The following is a 25,064-nucleotide window of genomic DNA, read 5'->3' as shown; positions in this document are numbered from 1 at the left end:
AAGTATCTTTGATTTATACAAATGCTATACCATGAACGGAACATTAAACAAGGTAATGTTGATAGGCTATTTAGGCGACGATGTTAAAATGCATTATTTTGACGGAGGTAATTGCATCGGGCGCTTTCAGCTGGCAACAAACGAAGTGTATATCAATAAAACTACCAATGAAAAAATTACCTCGACAGAGTGGCATAACTTAGTTGTACGCAATAAAGCTGCTGAAATCTGTGAAAAATATTTGTCCAAAGGAGACAAGATATATGTTGAAGGCCGTATAAAATCAAGGCAATGGCAGGCTGAAGACGGAACTACAAAATATACCAATGAAATTCAGGTAACTGAATTTACCTTTTTGACAACTAAAAAAGAAACAGAGCACAAACACCATCAGGCTTCTGAATCGCCAAAAAACACTAACTTTGAAAATCCTAATGAAGGCTTGCCGGTCAACGATTTGCCTTTTTGATTGTTTAACTAATCTTTTTTAATTTGGACCCGGAGCCCAGTTTATTTTTTGTATTCACTGACACCAATCTGATTGTTGGTTTTGTCGGAATATTTATTTTACTTTTTTTATCAGCCATTGTTTCTGGTGCTGAAGTTGCCTTTTTTTCCTTGTCTCAAAAAGAAATCGAAGATGTACTGCAGGAAAATAACCCGAAGGGAAAAATAATTTTCAATCTTTTGGATAGACCCAAAAAACTCTTGGCTACATTGTTGGTTGCAAATAATTTTTTGAATATTGGGGTGGTTATCCTTTTCTCTTTTATTGGCAGAAATATTTTTAAGGATGTCGTTTCTGATTCATTAAAATTTCTTTTGGAGGTTTTTTTGGTTACTTTCCTGATTTTGTTATTTGGAGAGGTTCTGCCAAAGGTTTATGCAAGCCGTAATAGTATAAAATTTGCCAAACGTGTAGTTTACCCAATTGCTTTTTTAGATAAATTACTTTCTCCTGTAAGTTTGCCAATGCGTGCCGTTACCCTATATTTGCACAATAAATTAGGAAAACAGAAAACAAATTTTTCAGTCGATCAGCTTTCGCAGGCATTAGAACTTACCGATTCTGAGGGAACTTCGAGTGAAGAACAGAAAATACTGGAAGGAATTGTTTCTTTTGGAAACACAGATACCAAACAGGTAATGAGTCCTAGGATTGATATTTTTGCACTGGAAATATCTGAAACGTTTGCGGAAATTTATCCCAAAATAATTGAAACTGGTTTTTCAAGAATTCCGGTTTATCGTGACAATATTGATCAGATTGAAGGTGTTTTGTTTGTTAAGGATTTACTGCCTTATATTGATGAAACCGAATTTGACTGGACCACCTTAATCAGAGAAGCCTTTTTTGTTCCTGAGAATAAAAAATTAGATAATCTGCTCAAAGATTTTCAGAGCCTGAAAAGTCATCTGGCAATTGTGGTTGATGAATACGGAGGAACATCAGGATTAGTTTCGTTAGAAGATGTAATTGAGGAAATAGTTGGGGATATCAGTGATGAATTTGATGATGAACATTTAAACTTCTCCCAAATTGATGAAAATAATTTTCTTTTTGAAGGAAAGATTAATCTAAAGGATTTTTACAGAATTATTAATGTTGATGAAAACCTATTTGAATCACGCAAAGGAGAAGCAGAAACATTAGCAGGATTTATTCTTGAAATACTGGGCAATTTTCCTAAAAAGAATCAAAAAATTGCGTTTGAAAACTATGTATTTACTATAGAGACTGTTGATAATAAACGTATAAAACAAATAAAAGTAACAATAGAATAAGATGTTAAAAAAAACAATTTGGATAGCAGTAATTTTACTGAGCCTCACTGTTATAAGCTGTAAAGATGATGTTTTGCCAAAGCCGGCTGCTTTTTTGCGCCTGGATTATCCGATGGCTAAATATGTAAACTTTGAAAATACATGTCCCTTTTCGTTTCAAATGAATGAAGATGCTGTAATTAAGGGGGAAAAAGAGTGTGGATTTGCGATTACATATCCAAAAATGAAAGCGACTATTTATCTGACCTATAAACCAGTAAATAACAATATCGATAAACTGCTTAGAGATGCTCAGAAACTTACCTACGAACATGTTATCAAAGCAGATGATATATTAGAACAGCCTTATTTAAATCCTGAGAAAAAGGTGTACGGAATGTTTTATCAGGTAAATGGAAATGCGGCAACTAACTCACAATTTTATGTGACGGATAGTACTAAGCATTTCATCACGGGGTCTGTTTATTTTTATACCAAACCCAATTTCGATTCGGTTATGCCGGCAGCAAGTTATATCAAAAATGATATGCAGCGGCTTATGGAGACTTTGAAATGGAAATAAGGAAAAAAGGGAACGATTTTAATTTGGATTCTTTTTTGATTTTAGTTTTTTAAAATGTAATTATCTGATCTTTTAAACTATATGATTCTTCATTTTTTATGGTGTAAAAATCAGCATAACAACGATAATCCCTATAAATATAATTGTTCCTATCATGTGATTTCTTTCACTATTGCCATTCTTTTTATTGATATTTCCTTTTGGTGACCAAATTTCTGAAAATGAGATAAAAATCGTTTTCATTTAGCAGGACTATCATATTTGCATATACGTATCTGGCACTTGCTCCTAAAAGCTCTAACAAATATCTTCCCGAAACTATTTCTATAAGATCCATTTAAAACTAAATAAAACAATATTTTCTGAATAAGACTTTAAAAATATAATTTTATACTATAAAAGCTTAAATTTTTACTTAATAAAAAAGCGCTCAAATTGAGCGCTACTTAAATTATAAATTTTTAAGACTTCATATTCGAAACCTTATATGTTTTTCCGTCTCCTGTTTCCTGAACGACTTTTGTCAATGATTCAGGATTTTGAACTGTTTTGTCAAAAGTTACGGTTGCTGTTTTTTTGTCGAAATCAACAGCTGCTTTTTCAACTCCTTCAAGATTAGCTAACTCTTCTTCAATAGTTTTGGCGCATCCAACAGCGCAGGTCATTCCGTCAATTGTAAAACTGGCAGTCTGTACATTTTCTGCAGCGATTGGTTTGTGTTCTTTTGGAGTTTCAGTTTTTTCACCTTTTACAACGGCTAAACTTTTATCTTCTTCTTTTTTACAGCTTACCAGTACCAAACCTGCAATGGTTAACAATGCTATTATTTTTTTAAGTTTCATTTATATATAATTTTAGTTGTCAATATGTTTGCTGCAAAATTAATAAAAAAGGAAAGGTCATTTCCTAAAAATTATTACAAATTTGCATTAAAATACGATTTATGGATGCAAAACAATTAAAGTGGTTTTATTTATTGCTGCTTTCGCTAATTTGGGGAAGTTCATTTATTCTAATAAAAAGGGGGTTAGTAGGATTAACGGCAATTCAGGTAGGTTCGCTCCGAATCATTTTTGCCGGCTTGTTTCTGCTTATAGTCGGTTTTTTGAGTTTGAAGAAAATTTCGCTGCGTCAATGGAAATTTGTGGCTCTGACTTCATTCTTCGGGACATTTATTCCGGCTTTCTTTTTTGCCATTGCAGAGACTCAGGTTGACAGTTCCATTGTAGCTATTTTGAATTCGCTGACACCTTTAAATACTTTGGTTTTAGGAATTATATTTTTTGGAATTCAGTTTCATAAACGACAGGGCATAGGAGTTTTTATTGGGCTGATTGGATGTTTGTTATTGGTTTTGAATGGAACTTCAGGTCATACAGGACAAAACTATTATTATTTGATTTTAGTAGTAATTGCAACACTCTGTTATGCAATCAACGTTAATCTAATAAAGAAATATTTATCTGATTTGAATTCCCTGAGCATTACAACAGGTAATTTTGCGATTTTGTTTTTACCGGCTTTGATTATTTTAAGCACTACAGATTTTACACAAAAAATGCAGCTGGAAACAACGCAATATTCTGTTTTGTTTGTCATGATTTTGGGTGTTTTAGGAACCGGAATTGCAAATGTATTATTCTTTAAATTAATTCAAATGTCTTCGCCGGTATTTGCAACTTCTGTAACGTATTTGATTCCGATAGTGGCTTTTTTCTGGGGATTGCTGGATAACGAAATGCTAACTCCAATTCAGTTTTTTGGAGCCTTTGTTATTTTGATAGGGGTTTATTTGTCTGCGAAAAAGTAAAAGTTGGAAAGGTTTCAATATCAGTTTGTCATTTCGACGAAGGAGACCCAAGCGATAGCGAACAGGCGAAGCAAATCACAATAGAAATTCCGCAATCAAAATCGCAAATATTTGTCGAATCCCGAGTGTGATTTCTCCCAAAAGGGCGAAATGACAGAAGCTAAAAGCAGAAAGGCTGCCAATTACGACAGCCTTTCTGCTTTAAAAATCTTAGAATCTCAGCATCTTAGTAACTCAGATACTTAAAGAAAATCCTTCTCAGTAACTCCTTCATTGATTTTAATATCAGACATTTTTATATCCAATTCAAAACCTGCATTTTGTATCAGGTTAAAAGGAACTTTTACGCCTTTTACTTCTTTATAATCATTAAAATAGGTTGTTTGTGTAGTCGATTGTCCGCTTTGTTCTTTTATTTTAGTTTCGGCAACTTTTAAACCTGATTTTACATCGTAAAAATAAATTGTTTTACCTTCTTTTATGGAGTAAGCATCATTACCGTTTATTTGCTCAATTCCGCTTACGGTTAAATCTGTTCTTTTACTCAATTGTAGCTCTTCAAAAGGAGTTGCATTGGCTTTCATTTCGGCTAAATCGGCACCTTCTAAATTTTTGCGTTGTCCTTGCTGCTCCACATAAGCGCCTTTTTCGTTTACAACCTGTTTCATTAAGGCCATGCTTCCCATAGAAAGAGAAACCATCATTTTTCCTTTAGAATCTAATTTTGAAACAAAAGTCAAAGGAGCAGGGGCCTGCGGAATTGTAGTAGTTCCGTTCATGAATAATGTTTTTACTGCAGAAACGGCTTTTTCTCCACCAATTGCTTTGATGTAATTGTCAAAAACACTTTTAGCAGTAATTCCTGCCGGCGCTTCTTTTTTGGTAACAGGCTTTTCAACAGGATTTCCGTATTTATCAAAATATGAAATCGGAATCTGAAGTTTTTCTAAACCAGGAAGTACTTCAGATCCTTTTCCGACAATTACAATTCTCATATTATCGATTTGAAAATATTTATTCGATACCCGATTAATATCATCAATTGTAACATTGTTGATGGTTTGGATGTATTTTTCGTAGAAATCAGCCGGAAGTTTTTCGGTTTCAATATTTAAAGCATAACGGGCAACAGTCTGAGGTTTTTCAACCTGCATCACAAACCTTCCGATGTAACCTGCTTTTACATTTTTTAATACATCTTCAGAAACTTTCTCGGTTCGGATTCTTTTAATTTCTTTTATAAATTGTACAACAGCACTATCGGTAACGGCATTTCGAACAGCAGACGAAGCTTTGAATTTCGATACATATTTCCCGCTCCCAATATTTGAACTCGCTCCGTATGTCCAGGCGTGCTGTTCGCGTAAATTCATATTCAGGTAACTATTGAAATCACCTCCTAAAATTTGATTTGCAATTACAGCAGGAAAAAAATCAGGATCACTCATTTTTAGATTTACAGTATTTACTAATGAAATCTCTGACTGTACCGCATTTGGAACATCTACAAAATCAATTTCAAGTTTAGATACATTTTCAGGATTTGGATAAGTATTTTTTGGCGCAGTTTGTTTTTTCCATCCTCCAAAAAGTTTCTCTACGGCAGCTTTTGTTTCTTTAAATTTAATGTCACCAACTATAACTAAATAGGCGTTTTCAGGGACGAAATAGGTATTGTAATTAGCTTTAACGTCATCAAGAGTGACATTTTTAAGTGTTTCTTCTGAAACGAATTCTCCCGAAGGGTGGTTTTTTCCAAAAGTTAAAACATCTACAATACGGTTGGCTATGGCAGGAACACTTTTTTCATCGGCTTTAAGACCTTCCAGCATTTTTGCTTTTTCTTTATCAAATTCTGTTTGAGTGAAATTAGGCTGTAAAGCACCTTCCGACAGTAATTCTAAAATACGTCCTGAATATTTTGAAAGAGCGCTTGCGGAAGCACCTGATGAAGTGAAGTTTATATTGGCTCCGTAAAAGTCAATTTCTTCATTAAAAGCTTCTTTTGCGGTTTTTTGGGTTCCGTTTCCAATTAAACTGCTGGTTAATTCATCAACGCCTTTTTTGTTCCCTTCAGTAAAAGGAGCGTTATCCAGTGTAAGATTAAAACTTACTCTTGGTAGTTTATGATTTTCAACTACCAAAACTTTCATGCCGTTTGCCAAAACAAAAGTTTGCGGTTTTTTGATGTTAACTGCTGGTGGATTTCCTGGTTTGGGTTGTGGACGATCTTGTGCTTGCATAATTCCGGTAAGGAATAAAAGGATTAAAACTGTATGTATTTTTTTCATGATTCGAGCTTAGTTTTGAACTTTTTTTGAAGGAACATAATCTAAAATTAAACGCTGATTAGGGTTTAAATACTTTTTAGCGATTTCCCTGATTTCTTCTCTGGTAATAGAGTGGTAGATATCGATTTCAGTATTAATAAGGTTCACATCGCCATAAAGCAAATAATAAGAAGCTAAGTTTTCTGCAATTCCTTCAACGCTTGCATTGGCATTGACAAAATTGTTGTCGAATTTATTTTGTAATTTTTGATAGTCTTTCTCAGAAATCAAATCGGTTTGGATTTTTACAATTTCTTCGTCCATTTCTTTTAAGATATCAGTTGTAGTATAAGTTCCCATCGGTAATCCGTACAAAATATACATTCCGTAATCTTCCTGGCTAAAACCAACAGCGCCAATCTGCAGTGCCATTTTTTTGTCATCCACTATTTTTTTGTACAGTTTAGAGCTTTTTCCATCACTTAAATAAGAAGAAATTAAATCTAAAACTCTGGCATCTCTGGTTTTCATTGATGGTGTTCTGTATGAGGCAACTACCATCGGAATCTGGATGTTTGGATCTTCATAAGAGGCTTTTATGGTTTGTGTAATTGGCTCTTCAGTATAAGTTTGCTTTTTCAACACTTCTCCTTTCGGGATTGGTCCAAAATATTTCTGAATCCATTCTTTGGTTTTAGTTTTGTCGAAATCTCCGGCAACCACCAAAACAGCATTGTTTGGAGTATAGAATTTTTTGTTGAAAGCCTGAAATTCTTCAAGAGTTGCAGCGTCAAGATCTTGCATAGAACCAATAGTCGTCCATCGGTATGGGTGATTTTTGAACATGTGTTTTTTAACCTCTGGCAAAATATTTCCGTAAGGCTGATTGTCGTAACGCATTCTTTTTTCTTCTTTAACCACTTCATTTTGAGTATCAACACCAATTTTATTAATAATTGGGTGCATCAAACGTTCTGATTCCATCCATAGCCCTAATTCTAAGCTGTTTGATGGGAAAACTTCATAATAATAAGTCCTGTCATCAGAAGTGTTAGCATTGTTTACACCTCCATTTGCGGTAACGATTTTCATCCATTCACCGCGTTTTATGTTTTGGGTTCCTTCAAATAATAAATGTTCAAAGAAATGTGCAAAACCCGTTCGGTCAGGGCGTTCGTCTTTTGAGCCTACATGGTACATTACAGAGGTAACAACCACAGGGGCAGAGGGATCATTGTGCAAAATAACATGCATGCCATTGTCTAAATTGTATTCTTCGAAAGCTACTTTTTGGGCATGAGCTACTCCGCCTAGCATTATTGCAGCACTTAACATCATTATTGAGTTTTTCATAAAGATTAATAATTTATATACCTGTTTAATTAAGTGTAGGTGTTCAAGAGTTGATTTATGTTACACCAAAAATAAGTTTTTTTAGTCATCATTTAAGAATAGGTGTTTATTTTGGTGTATTTTAACAATCTTTTACTTTTCAATCCATTGAAAGATACAGTGTAAAGTCTTGAAAAGCAGATCAGAAAACCTGTAAAATATTTTTGAAATAAGGGATTGCACAGTAAATTATTAATTGTATATTTGCAACCTTAAAAATCAATAAATCAATTTGGTATGTATGCAATCGTAGAGATAGCAGGGCAACAATTTAAAGTAAGCAAAGACTTAAAGGTTTATGTTCACCGTTTGGCTAATGAAGAAGGTTCAAAAGTTTCTTTTGATAAAGTTCTTTTATTAGATGATAACGGAAGCGTAACTTTAGGCGCCCCAGCTATAGAAGGTGCTTCAGTAGAAGCTAAAGTGTTACAACACTTAAAAGGTGATAAAGTTATCGTTTTCAAAAAGAAAAGAAGAAAAGGATACAAAAAGAGAAATGGTCACAGACAATATCTTACACAAATTGTAATTGAAGGTATTACTGTAGCAGGCGGAACTAAAAAAGCAGCAGCTAAGAAAGCAGTTGTAGCAGAAGAAGCTCCGGCTACTGAAGTTGAGGCAGCTCCAAAAGCAAAAAAAGCAGCGGCTCCAAAAGCAAAAAAAGAAGCTAAAGAAGAATAATAACAATATTTAAACTCATACGTCATGGCTCACAAGAAAGGTGTCGGTAGTTCGAAGAATGGTAGAGAATCAGAATCAAAACGTTTAGGCGTTAAGATTTTTGGTGGACAGGCTGCTATTGCTGGGAACATCATCGTTAGACAAAGAGGTTCAAAACATAATCCAGGTGAAAACGTTTACATCAGTAAAGATCATACTTTACATGCAAAAGTTGATGGAGTTGTTAAGTTCCAAAAGAAAAGAGATAACAAATCTTATGTATCTATCCTTCCATTCGAAGCATAATCATTAGATAAATTATTATAGAAAACCCGATTTCAAAAAGATCGGGTTTTTTGTTTGGTACAATAGCAAAGTTTTTTTTAACCATATGTGATATAAGTTCATTTAAATAAGAAGTGCCCGTTTTCTTCGATATTTGTCATTTATGGCAAAAGAGTATACGTATCGAAAGGATCAGGCTTTGTAAAAGAAAAAACCTTTGTCTGAGTTTTGAACTTTGACAAAGGCTTTTTGATGATTGGAATTACCAAAATTCAATTTTGATATTACTCAGTATCTTGTGTTTCTTTCAGGTCTTCAGTTTGTCGGCCAACTTTTACTTTTGGGTTATTCTGTGTTCCGGTAACAGTTAGTGGGATTCCAAATATTCCTAACGGAGGCAGTCCTAAACGCATTTTTAAATTCAGTTTTCCGTCCAGGCTTGTTGTGCCTTCGATTCTTGGTCTGAATCCGGCAAATTTAAATTTAAAACGCTCAACAGTCATGATGTTGTTTTTGATTGTACTTTTAATATCAACTCTGGAAACATCAGGATTTTTTATGGCTTCAGAGCTTGTTTTTTTGCTTACCGCATTAAACATTTTCAATCCTCTTATTTTTACATCTTTTACAGAAAGTGTTCCGCCGCCTGCTAAAGACGAATAAACAGGTTCCATATTTCCGTTTAAGCGACCTTTTAATTTATAATCCAAAGAAACAATACCTTGTGCTTTTTCAGCAGCACTGGCCATCTTTCTAAACACTTCAATTTCATTATATGCTTTTTTAATATCAAAGTCTGATGCTTTAATGGCGTAATCAAAATTTGCTTTTTGAGGAGAGACAGACTCATAACTACCATTCATACTGACATTACAGCCAATTAAATTAAATCCTGTATTTCGCATGGTCAGTTTGCCATTCTTCATGCTTAAGTTTCCTTTTGCATTTTGAAGGTTAAGTTTGTCAAAATATACTTTTTGTACATTTGTCATCAACTGCAGGTTTAGATTCGACGGAATTATGATAACTCCGGTCTGGTGCGTTGTCTCTGGTTTTGTTTCCGTTTGGGGAGCAGGGTTTTTTGCTGCAGCTGTGTTGGTTTTTGTAGTTGTCATGAATTCATCTACGTTAATATATCGTGCAGAAACGGTAAAAGAACCTTTTAGAATTCCGGTTTTTGTAATGGCATAATTAAGAACATTTTGCAGGTAGCCATTCATTTTAAAGTCAGATTGTCCGTAAGCAGCCAAAAAGTTATTGAAAGACATTTTGTCCTGATTGATTTTAAATATTCCTTCTTTGATGATGAATTTTTTAGGCAGATATTCTGATGCGATTCCGATGTTTCGTAATTCAAGTGTTCCTTTATTGTTAAGTTTACTGTAATTTCCTTTTGAGGCATCACTTTGTTTTCCTTTTAAAGCCAGGTCAGCTTTTATAAAACCATCTAAATCAAGACCTTTTGTAGAAAAGACTTTGTATATTTTATTAACATCAAGCTCTCCTTTAGCTCTTATATCATAATGTAAATCATCAAAATTGTTCAGGTCTGCTGATACAAAAACAGGTTTTCCTTCAAAAGTTAACTGAGCAGGTTTTAGTTTCACTTTCAAATCATCAAAAGTGCCTTTTTGATTGTTAATTACAGTTTTTACAACAATATTTGTAATTGGATTTGGGTAATATTTGGTTTTGAGATATCCATTATTTAAATCAATAAAACCTTTTGTAATCGGAAAAAGTCTGTTTTTTTGATCAAATTTCCCATTGGTTTTAATGTCTCCGGTTAACGATCCTTTTATAGTAATATCAGGAATTCCTAAAGCCTTGCTTAATTTACCCAGGTCAATCTTTGCTTTAAAATCACCATTTATATCAGGAGTATTTGCTCCTTTTATATAAAATTTTAATTTTAGGTAATCTTTGTTGATGTTTAAAGACAAATTTTTAGCATCAACAATTAAAAGATCCGGATTTAAAGAAGGGACTTTCGTTTTAATTTCCAAATTTAAGTCTGAAACCGGAAAAGCACTTTTGTCATAATTGACAAATCCGTTATCAACTTTTACATCTAGATTTAAATCAGGAGCAATGTTTTCAGAGGCGATATAATTTCCTTTTAGAGTAAAAAGTAAATTAGTTTTTCCTTTTAATTCGGTTTTAGAAAGCCAGGTAATATACTTTGGAGGAAAAGCTGTAAAAACATCATACAAATCGTTGTTATCTGATTTAATCACAAAATCCATATTGTATCCATCTTTCAAAAAGTCAAACCTACCTTTGAAATCAACCAAAAGCTGATTGATTTTTAAATTATTTTGCTGGAAATAAAAAGACAAAGAGTTTACATTTACTTTCGTAATCAAATCAGCATCTATTTTTTTGTTCATCAGATAGGGTTCATCTTCATAAACAATATTGAGTTTTTCGATTTTGGCTTTTGAATATAAATCGAAAACAGCCTTGTTTAAATCCCCTTTTCCCAGATAATTAAATCCCAAAGCATCAAAATGTACTTTGGTTGACTGGTCATCATAAATTATTTTGCTGTTTAAAATTTCAATTCTCTCCAGTTTTAAGGCAGTATCTGTGGTGTCTTTGGAATTTTCTTTATGTGAAGAAGATTTATAAATGTTGTAATTTGCCTCTCCTTTTGGATTTACTTTTACATTAATAAATGAATCAGATAAATAGATCTGATCGATTTTTACGGTCTTGCTAAATATAAGACTCGCAACATTGATTCCAAAAGAGACTTCTTTGGCTGTTATAAATTTTTCGTTTTTATAAGGGGCAGAACCATTTAGGTGTAAATCATTTAAAGTCAGCGTTAGTGAAGGGAAATGATGAAAAAAAGAAAGAGAAACATCAGAATAATTTAGTTCTGCGCTCAGTTTTTCATTCGCAGTCTTTTTAATCTGTTCTTTGATTTTATCGGCAAAAACAACAGGTGTCAAAAAAAGCAATCCCAAAACAACGACTAACGTTATTCCTGAATATTTGGCAATTTTTAATAGGATAGATTTAGTTTTATTTTTTGACATAAATAATGTTGAGAAGTTGTTTATACAATGATTAAAAGCGATGATTATCCGTGAACAGTTTCACTTTTTCCGTAATTGGTAATAATCGAACCTTCATATTCGATCCATGCTGCCCATCGTTTATCTACATCTACATTGTCAGCATATTTTCTGGCAAATCCTAAAAAGGTGGTGTAATGTCCTGCCTCCGAAATCATCAGATCGCGATAGAATTTAGCTAATTCCTGATCTTTTATATTTTCAGAAAGGACTTTAAAGCGTTCGCAACTTCTGGCTTCTATCATGGCTGAAAATAATAAGCGGTCGCAAAGGGCATCTTTACGGCTGCCGTCTTTTTTCATAAATTTAAAAAGCTCATTTACATAATGATCTTTTCTTTCGCGCCCAAGAGTCAGGCCTCTTTTCTTGATTAAATTGTGAACCATCTGTAAATGTTCCAGTTCTTCTCTGGCAATAACAAGCATTTCAGTTACTAGTTCCTCTAATTCAGAGTTATATGTAACTAAGCTTATCGCATTTGAAGCTGCTTTTTGCTCACACCAAGCATGATCTGTTAAAATTTCTTCGATATTGGATTCAACAATGTTTACCCAACGAGGATCTGTGGCTAATTTTAATCCTAACATAATTACGGTAGATTTATATTTTGCAAAATTAGTTCTTTTTATCAGCTTAAATCAGTAAATATCGTGTAAATGCGCATAAAAAAGCATTATTTTGTAGTTCAAAGAATTAAAATGAATCCAACAAAAAAACTTTTAATTATTGGCTTTGTGTGGCCTGAACCAAATTCTTCTGCAGCCGGCGGGAGAATGATGCAGCTGATTTCGATTTTTCGTAAAAATGGATTCGAAATTACTTTTGCCAGCGCTGCACAGGACAGTGATTTTATGGTTGATTTATCTGAATTTGATGTTGAAAGAAAGTCGATTGAGCTGAATAATTCGAGTTTTGATGATTTCATAATTGAACTTAATCCGGATGTTGTTTTATTTGATCGTTTCATGATTGAAGAACAATTTGGCTGGCGTGTTGCAGAAAAATGCCCAAAAGCTATTCGGTTATTAGATACAGAAGATTTACATTGCTTAAGAGCAGCAAGGCAAAAAGCTTTTAAAGGAAACAGAACTTTTGAATTATTTGATTTGTTATCTGAAGAAGTAGCAAAACGCGAAATTGCCAGTATTTTGAGGTGTGATTTATCTTATATTATTTCTGAATTCGAAATGAAGGTTTTAAAGGATGTTTTTAAAATTGATTCAGCTTTATTACAATATCTGCCCTTTTTAGTAGAAGAAATAGCAGAGGAAGATTTTTTGACATTACCTTCTTTTGAAGACCGGCAGCATTTTGTTTTTATCGGAAATTTTCTTCATGAACCTAATTGGAATACGGTTCAATATTTAAAAGAAGCCATTTGGCCTTTAATTAAAAAAGATTTTCCAGAAGCTGTCCTGGAAATTTACGGAGCATATCCTTCTCAAAAAGTGTCGCAATTGCATCAGCCTAAAAGCGGTTTTTTTATAATGGGAAGAGCAGAAGATGCGAATGAAATTGTAAAAAAATCGAGAGTTGTTCTGGCACCAATTCGTTTTGGAGCAGGTTTAAAAGGAAAATTGTTAGAAGCGATGCAATGCGGAACGCCAAGTGTAACGTCAACAATAGGTTCTGAAGCTATGCATGAAAATTTGCCGTGGAATGGTTTCATTGAAGATAATCCAGATGAGTTTGCTAAAAAAGCGATCTCACTTTATCAGGATCAAAATCTTTGGGAACAATCACAAAAAAATGGAATTGGAATTATAAACGAATGTTACTCAAAAGATAAATATTCGGAAAAGTTAATAAGCAAAGTCAATTCATTATTGAATAATTCTGAAACTCATCGTCTTCATAATTTTATGGGAAGCCTGCTGCAGTACCATACTTTAAAAAGTACAAAATATATGGCAAAATGGATAGAAGCAAAGAATAAGAATCTTTAATTTTTTTTCCTGTTTCGAATTGGTTCAGTTTAGATATTTCGATTAAGGTTTAATTAGTTCGTTTTTAATTATTTGTGTTTTTTATAAAGAAGGATTGTACAGGATAGTTTATGAGATAAATAGTAATAATTTACTTGCTTATTAACTATCAAACCAAAAAAAATATGAAAAAACAAATTTTTAAGGGACTATTTATAGTCTCAATGTTATTCGCTGGTCTAAACTTATTTATAGGCTGTGAAAGTGAAAATTTAGAAAGTAGCAATGAAGCTGTAGTAGAAAATGAGAATCAAATCACTAAACCTTCGACAGCAAAAGGCGGAAATCTTTCAGGTGAAGTAACCGGCTCAGCAGGGGCTTATGTTGCTAAAGTAAATGGTGTAACCAAATACACAGGTTCTGATTATGTAGCTGCTATACAGGCTGCAATTAACAATCTTACTTCCGGGAGAGATATAAAGGAGTGGGTAACTGTTCGGGTTTCAGGTGCTTCTGGTTCAACTGGCGGATCTCTTAAATATGTAAATATGGCCAGTTATACCGGTTTAGATTTTGCAAACAATACTTTTAATGCGAATAGCGGCGATGCTTTGGTTATTCCGGTTTGGGCCGATAGAAAAACGAATATAGAAGTAAAAAATCTCAAGGTTTCGGGAAAACCGCGCTATGGTATTTGGTTCAAAGGATGTACAGTTATGAATATTAGCAATATCACCATGAATATAGGAGTGCCTCAGGCTGATTTAGGATTAGGAATCAGGGTTGATAACAGTACAGCTGCAACAAGCAATTTGACTATCAGCGGTACTATTAATATTACTGGCGGAGATAATTCTATTGAAACTTATGGTGTTGACGGGTTTTCTATTGGCAACGTAACTTCCAGCAATAATGCGGCTTGCGGAGTATTGCTCAATCAATCCAAAAATGGTACAGTGGGTACGGTTACAGGAACGAATAACAGCACAACAGGTTCAGTTACAGGTTATGCTACTTTTCGTTGTGCCAATAATAACGGACCCAATGTAGTTTGTTCTAAGGTATATTCCCGAGGCAGTGGGCGGGGATTCTTTAGCGTTACGGGCAGCAACGGCTGTACAGTAAATACGGTAGATATTGCTAATACAGCCATTCAGGGTATTTTATTGCAAAATTCCAGTAATACAAAAGTGCTGGGAGGCACAGTAAGTAACGGCCATCCTAATGTCCAGCATCAAAATGCAACGAATTGCAGTACCAAGGTAAATGGCCAGACTTATACGGCAGTGAACGGTACGTGGTAATATTATAGTTAAAAAAAACAAAGCGATGTGATTTTTTTACATCGCTTTATAAATTTCTTTCTATGAATGAATCAATAAGCCGGTTTGTTTTTTTTATTTCTCTATTATGTTTTTATGGATGTAAAGATGCTTCCAAAGAACGTAGTATGGATTTTGAAAGGTCTGTTTCGCAGCAAAATAATCTTTTTACAATTCCTCAAAAGATAAAAAATGATTTTTTACAAAAATTCCCAAAACTCGAAATCATAAAAAAAGAACATTATTCTAATCTGTTTTGGGATTTTTATGATCGAAATATGATTCCAAATGAATGTTATACGGATATTAATAATGACCAGATACTTGATTATGCTCTGTTGGTAGAGGAAGGCAATCAATTAAAATTAGGCATTATTTTATCCTCACATAAGGATTATTCATATTGGATTTCTCCCTTTTCAATGCAAAATGTAAATTCTGAAGGAGTGCATTTTTGTGTGTCCGTAAAACCTGCGGGAAGAACAGATGTTGTCAAAAAAGTACCGGAATCGCTTGTAATAAAGAAAAATGGATTTCTTATAAAGAATTTGGAACAGGATTGTTTTATATTTTATGAAATCAATAAAGAAATAAAGATGTTTAAAATGCTTTAGAATAATGGATAATGACACAAATTAAAGATATTTACAAAATAGCTGTTCTTCTTTTTTTCTTTTCTTGTAAAAATACTGAAACGGTAGAAGATTTAGACGGCAATATATACCATACAACAAAGATTGGAAAGCAGACCTGGATGGTAGAAAACCTTAAAGTCACCCGGTTTAATAATGGAGATTCGATTAAAAAAATCACAGCTAATAAAGATTGGAAAAAGGCAGAACAAGCAGGTTATTCTTTCTATAATAATAATGTTGCTTTTGTAAAAGAGTATGGATTTTTATACAATTACAATTGCCTGAAAGATATCCGAGGGATTGCACCAAAAGGCTGGAGGATTCCGACAGAAGAAGATGTAAAGGAACTAGAGTCTTTTATTAATTCCAATTCAATAGGGATTTTTTTGAAAGAAAAAGGAAATTCACATTGGTTGCCGTCTAATGCGGTTGGTAATAATGCAACTGGTTTTAATGCATTGCCGGGCGGATATCGGGACGAGGAGGGAGCTTTTTATATGCTGAAATCGAACGGATATTACTGGGCTGCTAATGGAAGTTTTGAATTGTACAATTGGAGTGACAGAATGTTTCAGGCTTTTGCAGATGTAAGGAGAGACAATGTTTTTAAAAAATATGGCTTTTCTATTAAATGTATTAAAGAAGAATAGTGTAGCATCATACTTTAAAAAAGTAAAGAATATACGGTGAAATGGATAGAGGTTAAAATAAAAATTATGCCTGCATTTTTCCAAACCCAACGGTTTCACGATAAATTTGTGGTGAAACATCTGCATTGGTTTTAAAGAAACGGCTGAAATAATGTTCGTCCTCATAGCCCAGTTCATAAGCGATTTCTTTGACGGTTTTACTGGTCAGGTATAATTCTCTTTTGGCTTCGATAATAATTCTTTCCGAAATTAAATCGGTTAAAGTTTTGTTGAAATAACTTTTAGATAATTTAGCCAGGGCTTTGGGAGAAATATTCAGCAAGTCGGCATAATTTCCTGCAGAATGTTTGGTTTTAAAATTGAGTTCAATCGCATCTTTTAAGTTTTGCAGAATCAAAGGTTCTTTCGCATTAGGAATGACATTCATTTCTTCCAATTGCTCTGTTTTTAATCTTGAAGCAGTAATTAAGAAGATTTTCAAATACGAAATCAGTAATTCGTATTGCGCCAATTCAGCATTTTGAATTTCGGCTTCCATTTGGTCGATAACCATATTAAAAGTCAATTCAGCTTGCTCCGTAACTTTTACATAAGGTGGCTGATAAATATTGTTGAATAAAACGCCATTGCATGAAACTTCTTTTTGATGCATATGAATACAATAAAAATCAGAATGAAAATGAATTGCAATTCCTTCAATTGGCTCGCTTACACAAAGCATAAAAGGCTGATAGGGCGAAAAGGAGAGAAGTGAATTTTCTTTAAAATGATGTTCTGCAAAATCGGCTTTGACTTTTCCATTTCCTTTCGTCACCCAAATTAAAGAGTAGTAATTATTACGCTGTACATGATCAAAATGACTGTTATTATCAAAAGCAAGAATTTTAAAAGCCAGGTTGCCGTTTTGTGGATTGATTAAAGTGTAAACATTTTGAGAACTCATATAAAGTGCGGTTTAATAATATAAAGATAGTTATGAAAAGAATTCACAGCTATCTTTATAAATTGATTTTTGTTATTATATTATTCTGAAATTAAATTACCGGAAAGTCAATTTCAGTATTAGCGACGTTGTTAAAATAATTTGTCAGGACGTTTAAAGCAACGTGAGCAATAGTTTCAGCGATTTCAGCATCAGCAACTCCTGCATTTTTAGCTTTATTTACATCTTCATCATTTACTAAACCATTTTTGCTAATTAATGTTTTAGCCAATTGTAAAATCGCTTCTGTTTTTACATCTGTAGAATTTCCGAATCTTGCTGCTTTTAAAACTTCAGGATCTGCTTTAATTAATTTTTCTCCAATAAAAGTGTGAGCTGCTAAACAGTAATCACAAGAGTTGCTTTCTGAAACTGCCAAAGCAATCAATTCACCTGTTTTCGCGCTTAATTTTCCGTGGCTTAAAGCGCCGCTTAAGTTTAAATATCCTTCTAAAACTGCTGGAGAATTTCCCATTGTTCTCATCATGTTTGGGACAACTCCTAGTTTTGCCTGTACAGCGTTGAATAAATCTTTAGTTTTTCCTGTTACTTCTTCCGGGTTTAATGCTGTTAATCGTGTCATTTTATTTAATTTTAATTATTATTATTTGTTGTTGTCTTTTGACATTACAAAGTTGCGACGATTACAGATTTTAGAACATGGAGAATGCACGCTATGTGATGGACAATTTTCCCTAGCTTTATTTTGGAGTAAAACAGTATGATTTTTTTCAGGAGCTAATCCCGCTATCCGTTACAATCTTTTGTGCCGAACCCCGGCACAAAAGGATTTTCACTACTATCGGGGCTAGGGAACTCGTTTTCATAAGAATGCTTTCGTTCAGTTTGTCATTTCGACTAAAAGGAGAAATCACACGAGAAACTCTACAAAAATTGGGTATATATAACTAGTTTCCGTCCAGTTTGTTATTTCGAGGAACGAGAAATCTTCGCAAGTAGCTCTACAAAGATTGTCGATTCTGATTGCTGAGTTTCTCGCAAAGAAAATCACACGCAGAATTCTATAAAGATTATCGACAATTGCTGCGGAATTTCTAATGTGATTTGCTTCGCCTGTTCGCTATCGCTTGGGTCATCTTCGTCGAAATGACAAATAAAACGTAAAAAAAAAGCAGGTTGTTCCCTTTTGGAGCAACCTGCTTTTAAAATTATATTCATAAAAAAGTTTATTTCAAAACACCTTCAGCATCCTGAATTGTCGTTGCATGATAACCCGATTTAGCTTTATCAAATACTTGCTTAGCCCAAATTTTTCCATCTGGAGTTTTAATCATTTCTTTATAAAGCATCATGATAGAGCCAGTTCTGCTGCTTCCAATTAGAAATTGTTCAATTGCAGGATTTGCAGCTTTATATTGATGGCGAATTGCCTCAACGAACCATTGACGTTTAATGATAAAATTTCCTCCTTTTGTAAAGTTGAATTCTTTATCGATCGCTTCCATTTCTTTGGTTGTAATATCAGCCGGAAGATGATCTATAAAATGCTGTTTTTCTGCAGTTGTTGTAATTTTTTTACTCAAACCCGCAACACCCGTTTCTCTCCAGCTTTTCTGGATTTTATCGATTGCGTCAAAATCGGCAGAACTAACAGGAAGTATGTTTGAAGGAATTCCTGGTTTGTAAATCCAGTCTTCCAGTTTAATTTTATCTGCTAAAGTTTTATCGCCTTTAATGAGATTTTCATTTAAATACTTTACAAAATCTTCTGTTGTAATAGATTTGAAAGCGTGAGAATCAAAGTAATTTTTAATAAACGGATCGAATTTTTCTCTTCCAACAGCATTCTCAATAACTCTTAAAAAAGCATATCCTTTTACATACGGAATCATACTTATTCCGTCATCAGGATTTCTTCCCGTCAAACTCACTTTTAGTCTTGTGTCGGGACTTGTATCGCCATATTCTGCAACATTATCAGTCAATTCTTTGTTGGTAATAACGTTTTGCATGTCAAATTCTTTCTTTCCAAAAATGGCTTCGCCAATTCTGTGTTCCACATAAGTAGTAAAGCCTTCGTTTAGCCAAATATCATCCCAGGTTGCATTTGTAACTAAGTTTCCGCTCCAGCTGTGTCCTAATTCGTGCGCCAGTAAACTTGTTAACGAACGATCTCCTGCAATTACACCTGGAGTTAAAAAAGTAAGGTTTGGGTTCTCCATTCCGCCGTAAGGAAAACTTGGAGGTAAAACCAAAACGTCATAACGTCCCCAACGGTATGGTCCGTATAATTTTTCTGCAGCATTTACCATTTTTCCTAGTTCGGCAAATTCATAAGCAGCGCTTTTTAGAACAGATGGCTCTGCGTAAACGCCAGTTCTATTATCAATGGCTTGAAATTCGATATCTCCAACCGCAATGGCCATTAAATAAGATGGAATTGCTTTGTCTTGTTTGAAAGTATAAACACCAGTATCATTTTTCTTCTGCGGATTTACGGCGCTCATTACGGCTAGTAAATCTTTAGGAACCGTAACTTTTGCATTATACGTAAAACGAATTCCAGGAGAATCCTGACACGGAATCCAGGTACGAGACCAAACACTTTCTCCCTGAGAGAATAAAAAAGGTTTCTTTTTGTCTGCAGTTTGTTCTGGTTTTAACCATTGTAATGCTATAGCATCTTTAGTTGTGCTGTAATAAATATTTACTTTGGTTGTATTCGGTTCAATGGTAATATGAAGTGGTTTTCCGTGAAATTCAGTTTCTTTTCCAAGTTCGAATTTCGTTTCTTTTTCTTCGTCCCCTAAAGTTACTTTGGTAATATTTAAAGTGTTTTCGTCAAAGATGATTTCGTTTCCTTTGCTAATATTGTCAATTAGCCAGGAAGCTTTTCCTAAAATCGTCTGCGTATCAAAATCAACTTTAATGTCTAAATCAAGATGTTTGACAACTGCAAGTCCTGGTTTAGAATAGCTGTGTTCATCGGTAACAACGGCTTGTTTTTCGGTTTGCTCTTTTTTCTGGCAGGCAATTACTGTTAGAAATAAAGTTAAAAGGATTAGCTTTTTCATATTATGAAGAATTGAATTTTGAGGATGAAAATTAAATAAAAAATCCCGTCCCGAAAAACTTCGGGACGGGATTTAAATATAAAATTAACAACGATTACGCCAGCATAGTAACCGGGCTTTCGATGTATTGTTTTAATGTTTGTAAAAATTGAGCTCCTGTAGCACCGTCAATTGTTCTGTGGTCACAAGCTAATGATAGCATCATGGTGTTTCCAACTACGATTTGACCGTTTTTAACTACTGGTTTCTCAACAATCGCACCTACAGAAAGGATAGCAGAGTTTGGCTGGTTGATAATTGAATTAAATTCAGTAATGCCAAACATTCCCAGATTTGAAACTGTAAAAGTGCTTCCTTCCATTTCCTGAGGCCCCAATTTTTTGTTTTTAGCTCTTCCAGCAAGATCTCTCACGCTTCCACCAATTTGAGACAAACTCATAGCGTCTGTAAATTTTAATACAGGAACTACTAATCCGTCTTCAACAGCTACAGCAACACCAATGTTTACGTGATGGTTGATGATGATAGCATCTTCTTTCCAGGTAGAGTTGATTTTTGGGTGTTTTTTCAAGGCTAATGCACAGGCTTTGATTACCATATCGTTGAAAGATACTTTTGTATCAGGAACGCTATTGATAGCAGCTCTTGCCTGCATAGCTTCGTCCATGGATACTTCAATCACTAAGTTGTAATGAGGAGCTGTGAATAACGACTCAGATAAACGTTTTGCAATGATTTTACGCATCTGAGAATTTTTGATCTCTTCTGTGTAAACTTCTCCGGCAGGAACAAATACTTTTGGTGCAGCAGGAGCAGATGCTTCTTGTTTAGCAGCTGGTGCTGAGGCAGTATTTTGAGCCTGAGTAGATGGAGTAAAGTTCTCGATATCGCTTTTTACGATACGTCCGTTTTCTCCTGAACCTTTAACCTGAGATAACTGGATTCCTTTTTCAGAAGCAATTTTTTTAGCTAATGGTGAAGCTAAAACTCTTCCGTTTGAATTGTCTGCAACAGCTTCCGGTGCTTTTTCAGCAACAGGGGCAGTTTTAGTTTCTTCAGCAGCGGGAGTACTTGTAGATGCAGTGCCTCCTGTAGAATAGTTTTCAGCAATTCCGGAAATATCAGTTCCTGCAGGCCCTATGATAGCTAATAAACTGTCAACTGGTGCAGTACTTCCTTCCTGGATTCCAATGTATAATAATGTTCCAGCATTGAAAGATTCAAACTCCATAGTTGCTTTGTCTGTTTCAATTTCTGCCAAAATATCTCCTTCAGCTACAGTGTCGCCTACTTTTTTCAACCAGGTTGCTACTGTACCTTCGGTCATAGTGTCGCTCAAACGAGGCATAGTTACCACTACAACACCTTTTGGTAATTCAGCTGCCGCTTTAGCAGGAGCAGCAGTTTCAGTTTTTGCTTCTGGAGCAGGAGCATCCGCTTTTGGAGCATCCACAGCAGGAGCATCCCCACCTGCCAAAAGAGCAGAAATATCTTCTCCTTCGTTACCAATGATGGCTAATAATGAATCAACCGGAGCTGTTTCTCCAGCTTGGATTCCGATATGTAAAAGAGTTCCTTCGTTAAAAGATTCGAACTCCATTGTTGCTTTATCTGTTTCAATTTCAGCAAGGATATCTCCTTCGCTAACTTTGTCGCCTACTTTTTTTAACCAAGTCGCTACCGTTCCTTCCGTCATAGTATCGCTCAAACGAGGCATTGTTACTTTAATTGCCATAATGATTTATAGTTTATGAGGTGTAAATGGATAGTCTTCCTGTGCGTATACTACATCGTATAATTGTTGTAAGTCTGGGTATGGAGATTCTTCAGCAAATTTCTGACACTCTTCAACCAAGTCTTTAACTCTTTGATCAATTACATCGATTTCTTCTTGTGTAGCATATTTCTGATCCATAATTACATCAAGAACCTGAGTAATTGGGTCAATTTTTTTGTATTCTTCAACTTCTTCTTTTGAACGGTATAATTGAGCATCAGACATTGAATGTCCTCTGTAACGGTACGTTTTCATTTCAAGGAAAGTTGGGCCGTCTCCACGACGCGCTCTTTCGATCGCTTCGTGCATTGCTTCAGCAACTTTTACAGGGTTCATTCCATCAACAGGTCCGCAAGGCATTTCATAACCTAAACCTAATTTCCAGATGTCAGTGTGGTTTGCGGTTCTTTCTACAGAAGTTCCCATTGCGTAACCGTTATTTTCCACGATAAATACAACTGGTAATTTCCATAACATCGCCATGTTGAAAGCTTCGTGTAAAGAACCTTGTCTTGCAGCTCCGTCACCAAAATAAGTCATAGTTACACCTCCGGTTTCAAAGTATTTATCAGCGAAAGCTAAACCAGCTCCTACCGGAATTTGTCCGCCAACGATTCCGTGACCTCCGTAAAAACGATGCTCTTTTGAGAAAATGTGCATAGAACCTCCCATACCTTTAGATGTTCCTGTTGCTTTTCCTAAAAGCTCGGCCATAACACGTCTTGGGTCAACTCCCATACCAATTGGCTGAACGTGATTTCTGTATGCCGTAATCATTTTGTCTTTAGTCAGATCCATAGCATGTAAAGCTCCTGCTAATACCGCTTCCTGACCATTGTAGAGGTGAAGAAATCCTCTGACTTTTTGTTGGATGTATAATGCTGCAAGTTTGTCTTCAAACTTTCTCCAAAGCAGCATATCTTCATACCACTTTAAGTAAACCTCTTTTGTAACTTCTTTCATCTGAATTCTTTCTTTTGCTAAAGTTGTTTTTTTGTGTTATCAATATCACCTATAACGCAAAAATAGTTTCCTCCCACAAATTTGCGCCCGAAGGGTCGGGATGCAAAAATAAGACATTACATTTAAGAACTAAAATTTAAAAGCTGTTTTTTGGCTTTTTTACAAGAACTTTTTATCAAACATTAAAGGGAGCAGGTTTTTAAGCGATGCAGATTGATAAATTGCGCCTGTTTCTCCCATAAAATAGATTTCTATGGGGGTGTCTTGTTTAATTTCGTATTCTGCGATCGATTGACGGCATGAACCACAGGGCGGGATAGGAGCCTGAGTCTGATTCAGGTCTGAGGCTGCTGTAATTGCCATTTTTAAAATTTTGGCTTCGGGATGAACACTTCCTGCTTGAAATATTGCTACCCGTTCTGCACATAATCCGGAAGGATAGGCTGCATTTTCCTGATTGGATCCTAAAATAATTTTTCCGTTATCTAATAATAATGCTGTACCAACTCTGAACTTAGAATAGGGTGCATAGGCCTTTTTGCGGATCTCAACAGCCTGCACCATTAAATCCTGGATGTCATTTGGTAATTCTTCTAAGCTATCGAAAGCCAAAAATGAGGTTGTTATATTTATTTCTTTCATTTATTTTAAGGGAAAAAAAATCCAAATTCCTTTCTAGAATTTGGATTTGCTATTTTTTTATTTGTTGTCTTATTAATACTCTTCGTATTTTTCTCCAAAATTAAAAGTTAATGAGAAACGAAGTGTGTTTTCTAACGGATTTTTAACTTTTGATGCTGAGAATAAGTAGGAAACATCTACTTTAACAATGTTGTATTTGAAGCCTGCTCCTAATGAGAAAAATTTTAGTGCACCTTTATCAGGGCTTTGATGGAAGTATCCCGCACGCATCGAAAAAGAATCCTGATAAGTGTACTCTCCTGAAAGACTGTAAGTAATTTCTTTTAGCTCTTCACTAAAGCCGTCTGGTGCATCACTGAATGATTTGAAAATTCCGGGTACCCAGCCAATGGCGTTGTATTTGTTGTTGGCTTCCTGGATGCCATCAGTTTCGCCAGCATCTGTAGTATCGCCATCATTATTTAAATCAACTGGTACAGGGATTTGTGTTGTTGGAACAAGTAGTTTCGTAAATTCAAGCCCTACGGCTACTTTATTATAATCATCTAATATAAAATCAAAACCTCCTCCTAATCTTAAATTTGCAGGAAGAAAGTTTGAGCCATTATCAGAATCACTTAAATCATAATTAATTTTTGGTCCCAGATTCTGAAAATTAAAACCGGCTCTCCATCTTCCGTTGAAATCTCTATAGGCAACTTCTTCAGACTGATAAAATCCGGCAACATCAAATGCAAATGATCTTGCGGCAGATAAGCTTTGTCCTTCGGTTGTGATGCCTAAGTTTGAATTAATAAATCTTGCTCCTACCGCCATAGAAAACATCTCACTTAATTTTAAGGAGTAAGACCCGTCAATTGCAAATTCTGATGGTTTAACAATATTGGGCTGACTTTGAGAGTCTTCTCTTAATTCAATATCTCCAATACTAAAATAGCGTACACTACCGGCAAAAGCACTTCGTTCATTGATTTTGTTATAATAGGTTACCTGGCTTAGTGAAATGTCATTAACCAAATCAGTTAAATAAGGTGTGTAGCTTACAGAGAAACCTTGTTTGTCAATAGAAAATGCATATTTTGCAGGATTCCATTGCTGGGAAAATACATCTGCAGATGTAGCAACTCCCTGATCGCCAAGTCCGGCTGCTCTTGCATCAGCTGCAACTTGTAAAAAAGGAACTCCGGTTGTAATTGGTCTTTCTTGTGCTTTGGCAAGTGATATGGTAATAAAATAAAATAATAATAAAGAGGATATTTTTTTCATTTATTTTAAATAAGGTGTTA

The 25,064-nt window shown here is 34.7% G+C and carries 22 protein-coding genes; 10 read left to right on the top strand and 12 right to left on the bottom strand.

Annotated elements, in window-relative coordinates:
• The first annotated feature begins 31 nt into the window (after positions 1-31).
• The 3 genes from ACNC7R_RS19200 to gldD are packed head-to-tail and all read left to right on the top strand — an operon-like array spanning position 32 to position 2,347.
• Complete coding sequence (locus ACNC7R_RS19200) at positions 32-469, top strand: single-stranded DNA-binding protein (protein ID WP_025539175.1); 438 nt, start codon at positions 32-34, stop codon at positions 467-469.
• 23 nt (positions 470-492) lie between these two features.
• Complete coding sequence (locus ACNC7R_RS19195) at positions 493-1,785, top strand: gliding motility-associated protein GldE (RefSeq protein WP_417942637.1); 1,293 nt, start codon at positions 493-495, stop codon at positions 1,783-1,785.
• Between the two features lies 1 nt (position 1,786).
• On the top strand, positions 1,787-2,347 hold the full coding sequence (gldD, locus tag ACNC7R_RS19190) for a gliding motility lipoprotein GldD (protein ID WP_223679423.1): 561 nt from the start codon (positions 1,787-1,789) through the stop codon (positions 2,345-2,347).
• A 461-nt stretch (positions 2,348-2,808) separates the two neighbouring features.
• On the opposite strand, the gene ACNC7R_RS19185 is transcribed toward gldD, so the two are convergent.
• Entirely contained in the window at positions 2,809-3,189 is a 381-nt protein-coding gene (locus tag ACNC7R_RS19185; protein WP_417942636.1) for a heavy-metal-associated domain-containing protein, read from the bottom strand.
• A 101-nt stretch (positions 3,190-3,290) separates the two neighbouring features.
• On the opposite strand from ACNC7R_RS19185, the gene ACNC7R_RS19180 reads away from it, so the two are divergent.
• Positions 3,291-4,157: a DMT family transporter gene (locus tag ACNC7R_RS19180; protein ID WP_417942635.1), complete on the top strand. Its 867-nt coding sequence runs from the start codon at positions 3,291-3,293 to the stop codon at positions 4,155-4,157.
• A gap of 242 nt (positions 4,158-4,399) precedes the next feature.
• Here ACNC7R_RS19180 and ACNC7R_RS19175 read toward each other — a convergent pair whose 3' ends face one another.
• Complete coding sequence (locus ACNC7R_RS19175) at positions 4,400-6,448, bottom strand: insulinase family protein (RefSeq protein WP_417942634.1); 2,049 nt, start codon at positions 6,446-6,448, stop codon at positions 4,400-4,402.
• Between the two features lie 9 nt (positions 6,449-6,457).
• The gene (locus ACNC7R_RS19170) at positions 6,458-7,780 is read right to left on the bottom strand and encodes a M16 family metallopeptidase (protein ID WP_417942633.1); all 1,323 of its coding nucleotides are present in this window, start codon (positions 7,778-7,780) and stop codon (positions 6,458-6,460) included.
• A gap of 276 nt (positions 7,781-8,056) precedes the next feature.
• On the opposite strand from ACNC7R_RS19170, the gene rplU reads away from it, so the two are divergent.
• Together rplU and rpmA are read left to right on the top strand one after the other, a co-directional pair.
• Positions 8,057-8,500, top strand: a complete 444-nt coding sequence (rplU, locus tag ACNC7R_RS19165; protein ID WP_417942632.1) for a 50S ribosomal protein L21 — start codon at positions 8,057-8,059, stop codon at positions 8,498-8,500.
• A gap of 24 nt (positions 8,501-8,524) precedes the next feature.
• A complete protein-coding gene (gene rpmA, locus ACNC7R_RS19160) occupies positions 8,525-8,785 on the top strand; it encodes a 50S ribosomal protein L27 (RefSeq protein ID WP_025539465.1) in 261 nt (86 codons plus the stop codon).
• Between the two features lie 263 nt (positions 8,786-9,048).
• Here rpmA and ACNC7R_RS19155 read toward each other — a convergent pair whose 3' ends face one another.
• Positions 9,049-11,808, bottom strand: a complete 2,760-nt coding sequence (locus ACNC7R_RS19155) for an AsmA-like C-terminal region-containing protein (protein ID WP_417942631.1) — start codon at positions 11,806-11,808, stop codon at positions 9,049-9,051.
• 44 nt (positions 11,809-11,852) lie between these two features.
• Positions 11,853-12,434 carry a tRNA-(ms[2]io[6]A)-hydroxylase gene (locus tag ACNC7R_RS19150; RefSeq protein WP_417942630.1) on the bottom strand — a complete coding sequence of 194 codons (582 nt, stop codon included), beginning with the start codon at positions 12,432-12,434 and terminating at the stop codon, positions 11,853-11,855.
• Positions 12,435-12,545: 111 nt separating this feature from the next.
• On the opposite strand from ACNC7R_RS19150, the gene ACNC7R_RS19145 reads away from it, so the two are divergent.
• The 4 genes from ACNC7R_RS19145 to ACNC7R_RS19130 all read left to right on the top strand — a co-directional run bounded on the left by ACNC7R_RS19145 (position 12,546) and on the right by ACNC7R_RS19130 (position 16,379).
• Positions 12,546-13,793 carry a glycosyltransferase gene (locus tag ACNC7R_RS19145; RefSeq protein WP_417942629.1) on the top strand — a complete coding sequence of 416 codons (1,248 nt, stop codon included), beginning with the start codon at positions 12,546-12,548 and terminating at the stop codon, positions 13,791-13,793.
• Between the two features lie 164 nt (positions 13,794-13,957).
• Entirely contained in the window at positions 13,958-15,076 is a 1,119-nt protein-coding gene (locus tag ACNC7R_RS19140) for a hypothetical protein (protein ID WP_417942628.1), read from the top strand.
• A 62-nt stretch (positions 15,077-15,138) separates the two neighbouring features.
• Positions 15,139-15,708 (top strand): hypothetical protein, encoded by a 570-nt coding sequence (locus tag ACNC7R_RS19135; protein WP_417942627.1) that lies wholly within the window; start codon positions 15,139-15,141, stop codon positions 15,706-15,708.
• 11 nt (positions 15,709-15,719) lie between these two features.
• Entirely contained in the window at positions 15,720-16,379 is a 660-nt protein-coding gene (locus ACNC7R_RS19130; protein WP_417942626.1) for a fibrobacter succinogenes major paralogous domain-containing protein, read from the top strand.
• A gap of 64 nt (positions 16,380-16,443) precedes the next feature.
• Here the strand turns inward: ACNC7R_RS19130 and ACNC7R_RS19125 are convergent, their stop codons facing one another.
• From ACNC7R_RS19125 to porV, 7 genes are all read right to left on the bottom strand, one after another.
• Positions 16,444-17,322 (bottom strand): helix-turn-helix domain-containing protein, encoded by an 879-nt coding sequence (locus tag ACNC7R_RS19125; RefSeq protein ID WP_417942625.1) that lies wholly within the window; start codon positions 17,320-17,322, stop codon positions 16,444-16,446.
• Positions 17,323-17,413: 91 nt separating this feature from the next.
• Positions 17,414-17,944 carry a carboxymuconolactone decarboxylase family protein gene (locus ACNC7R_RS19120; RefSeq protein ID WP_417942624.1) on the bottom strand — a complete coding sequence of 177 codons (531 nt, stop codon included), beginning with the start codon at positions 17,942-17,944 and terminating at the stop codon, positions 17,414-17,416.
• A gap of 604 nt (positions 17,945-18,548) precedes the next feature.
• Positions 18,549-20,396, bottom strand: a complete 1,848-nt coding sequence (locus ACNC7R_RS19115; protein WP_417942623.1) for a leukotriene A4 hydrolase C-terminal domain-containing protein — start codon at positions 20,394-20,396, stop codon at positions 18,549-18,551.
• 94 nt (positions 20,397-20,490) lie between these two features.
• Positions 20,491-22,131, bottom strand: coding sequence for a 2-oxo acid dehydrogenase subunit E2 (locus ACNC7R_RS19110; protein ID WP_417942622.1), 1,641 nt, complete (start codon positions 22,129-22,131; stop codon positions 20,491-20,493).
• A gap of 6 nt (positions 22,132-22,137) precedes the next feature.
• The gene (gene pdhA / locus ACNC7R_RS19105) at positions 22,138-23,136 is read right to left on the bottom strand and encodes a pyruvate dehydrogenase (acetyl-transferring) E1 component subunit alpha (protein WP_417942621.1); all 999 of its coding nucleotides are present in this window, start codon (positions 23,134-23,136) and stop codon (positions 22,138-22,140) included.
• A gap of 159 nt (positions 23,137-23,295) precedes the next feature.
• Positions 23,296-23,778 (bottom strand): cytidine deaminase, encoded by a 483-nt coding sequence (gene cdd / locus ACNC7R_RS19100; protein ID WP_417942620.1) that lies wholly within the window; start codon positions 23,776-23,778, stop codon positions 23,296-23,298.
• A 72-nt stretch (positions 23,779-23,850) separates the two neighbouring features.
• On the bottom strand, positions 23,851-25,044 hold the full coding sequence (porV, locus tag ACNC7R_RS19095) for a type IX secretion system outer membrane channel protein PorV (protein ID WP_417942619.1): 1,194 nt from the start codon (positions 25,042-25,044) through the stop codon (positions 23,851-23,853).
• Positions 25,045-25,064 lie beyond the last annotated feature (20 nt).

The organism is Flavobacterium adiutor (assembly GCF_048282555.1).
Classification (GTDB): domain Bacteria; phylum Bacteroidota; class Bacteroidia; order Flavobacteriales; family Flavobacteriaceae; genus Flavobacterium.
Note: the sequence above shows the minus strand (reverse complement) of the source record. Positions and strands in the feature narration are given on the sequence as shown.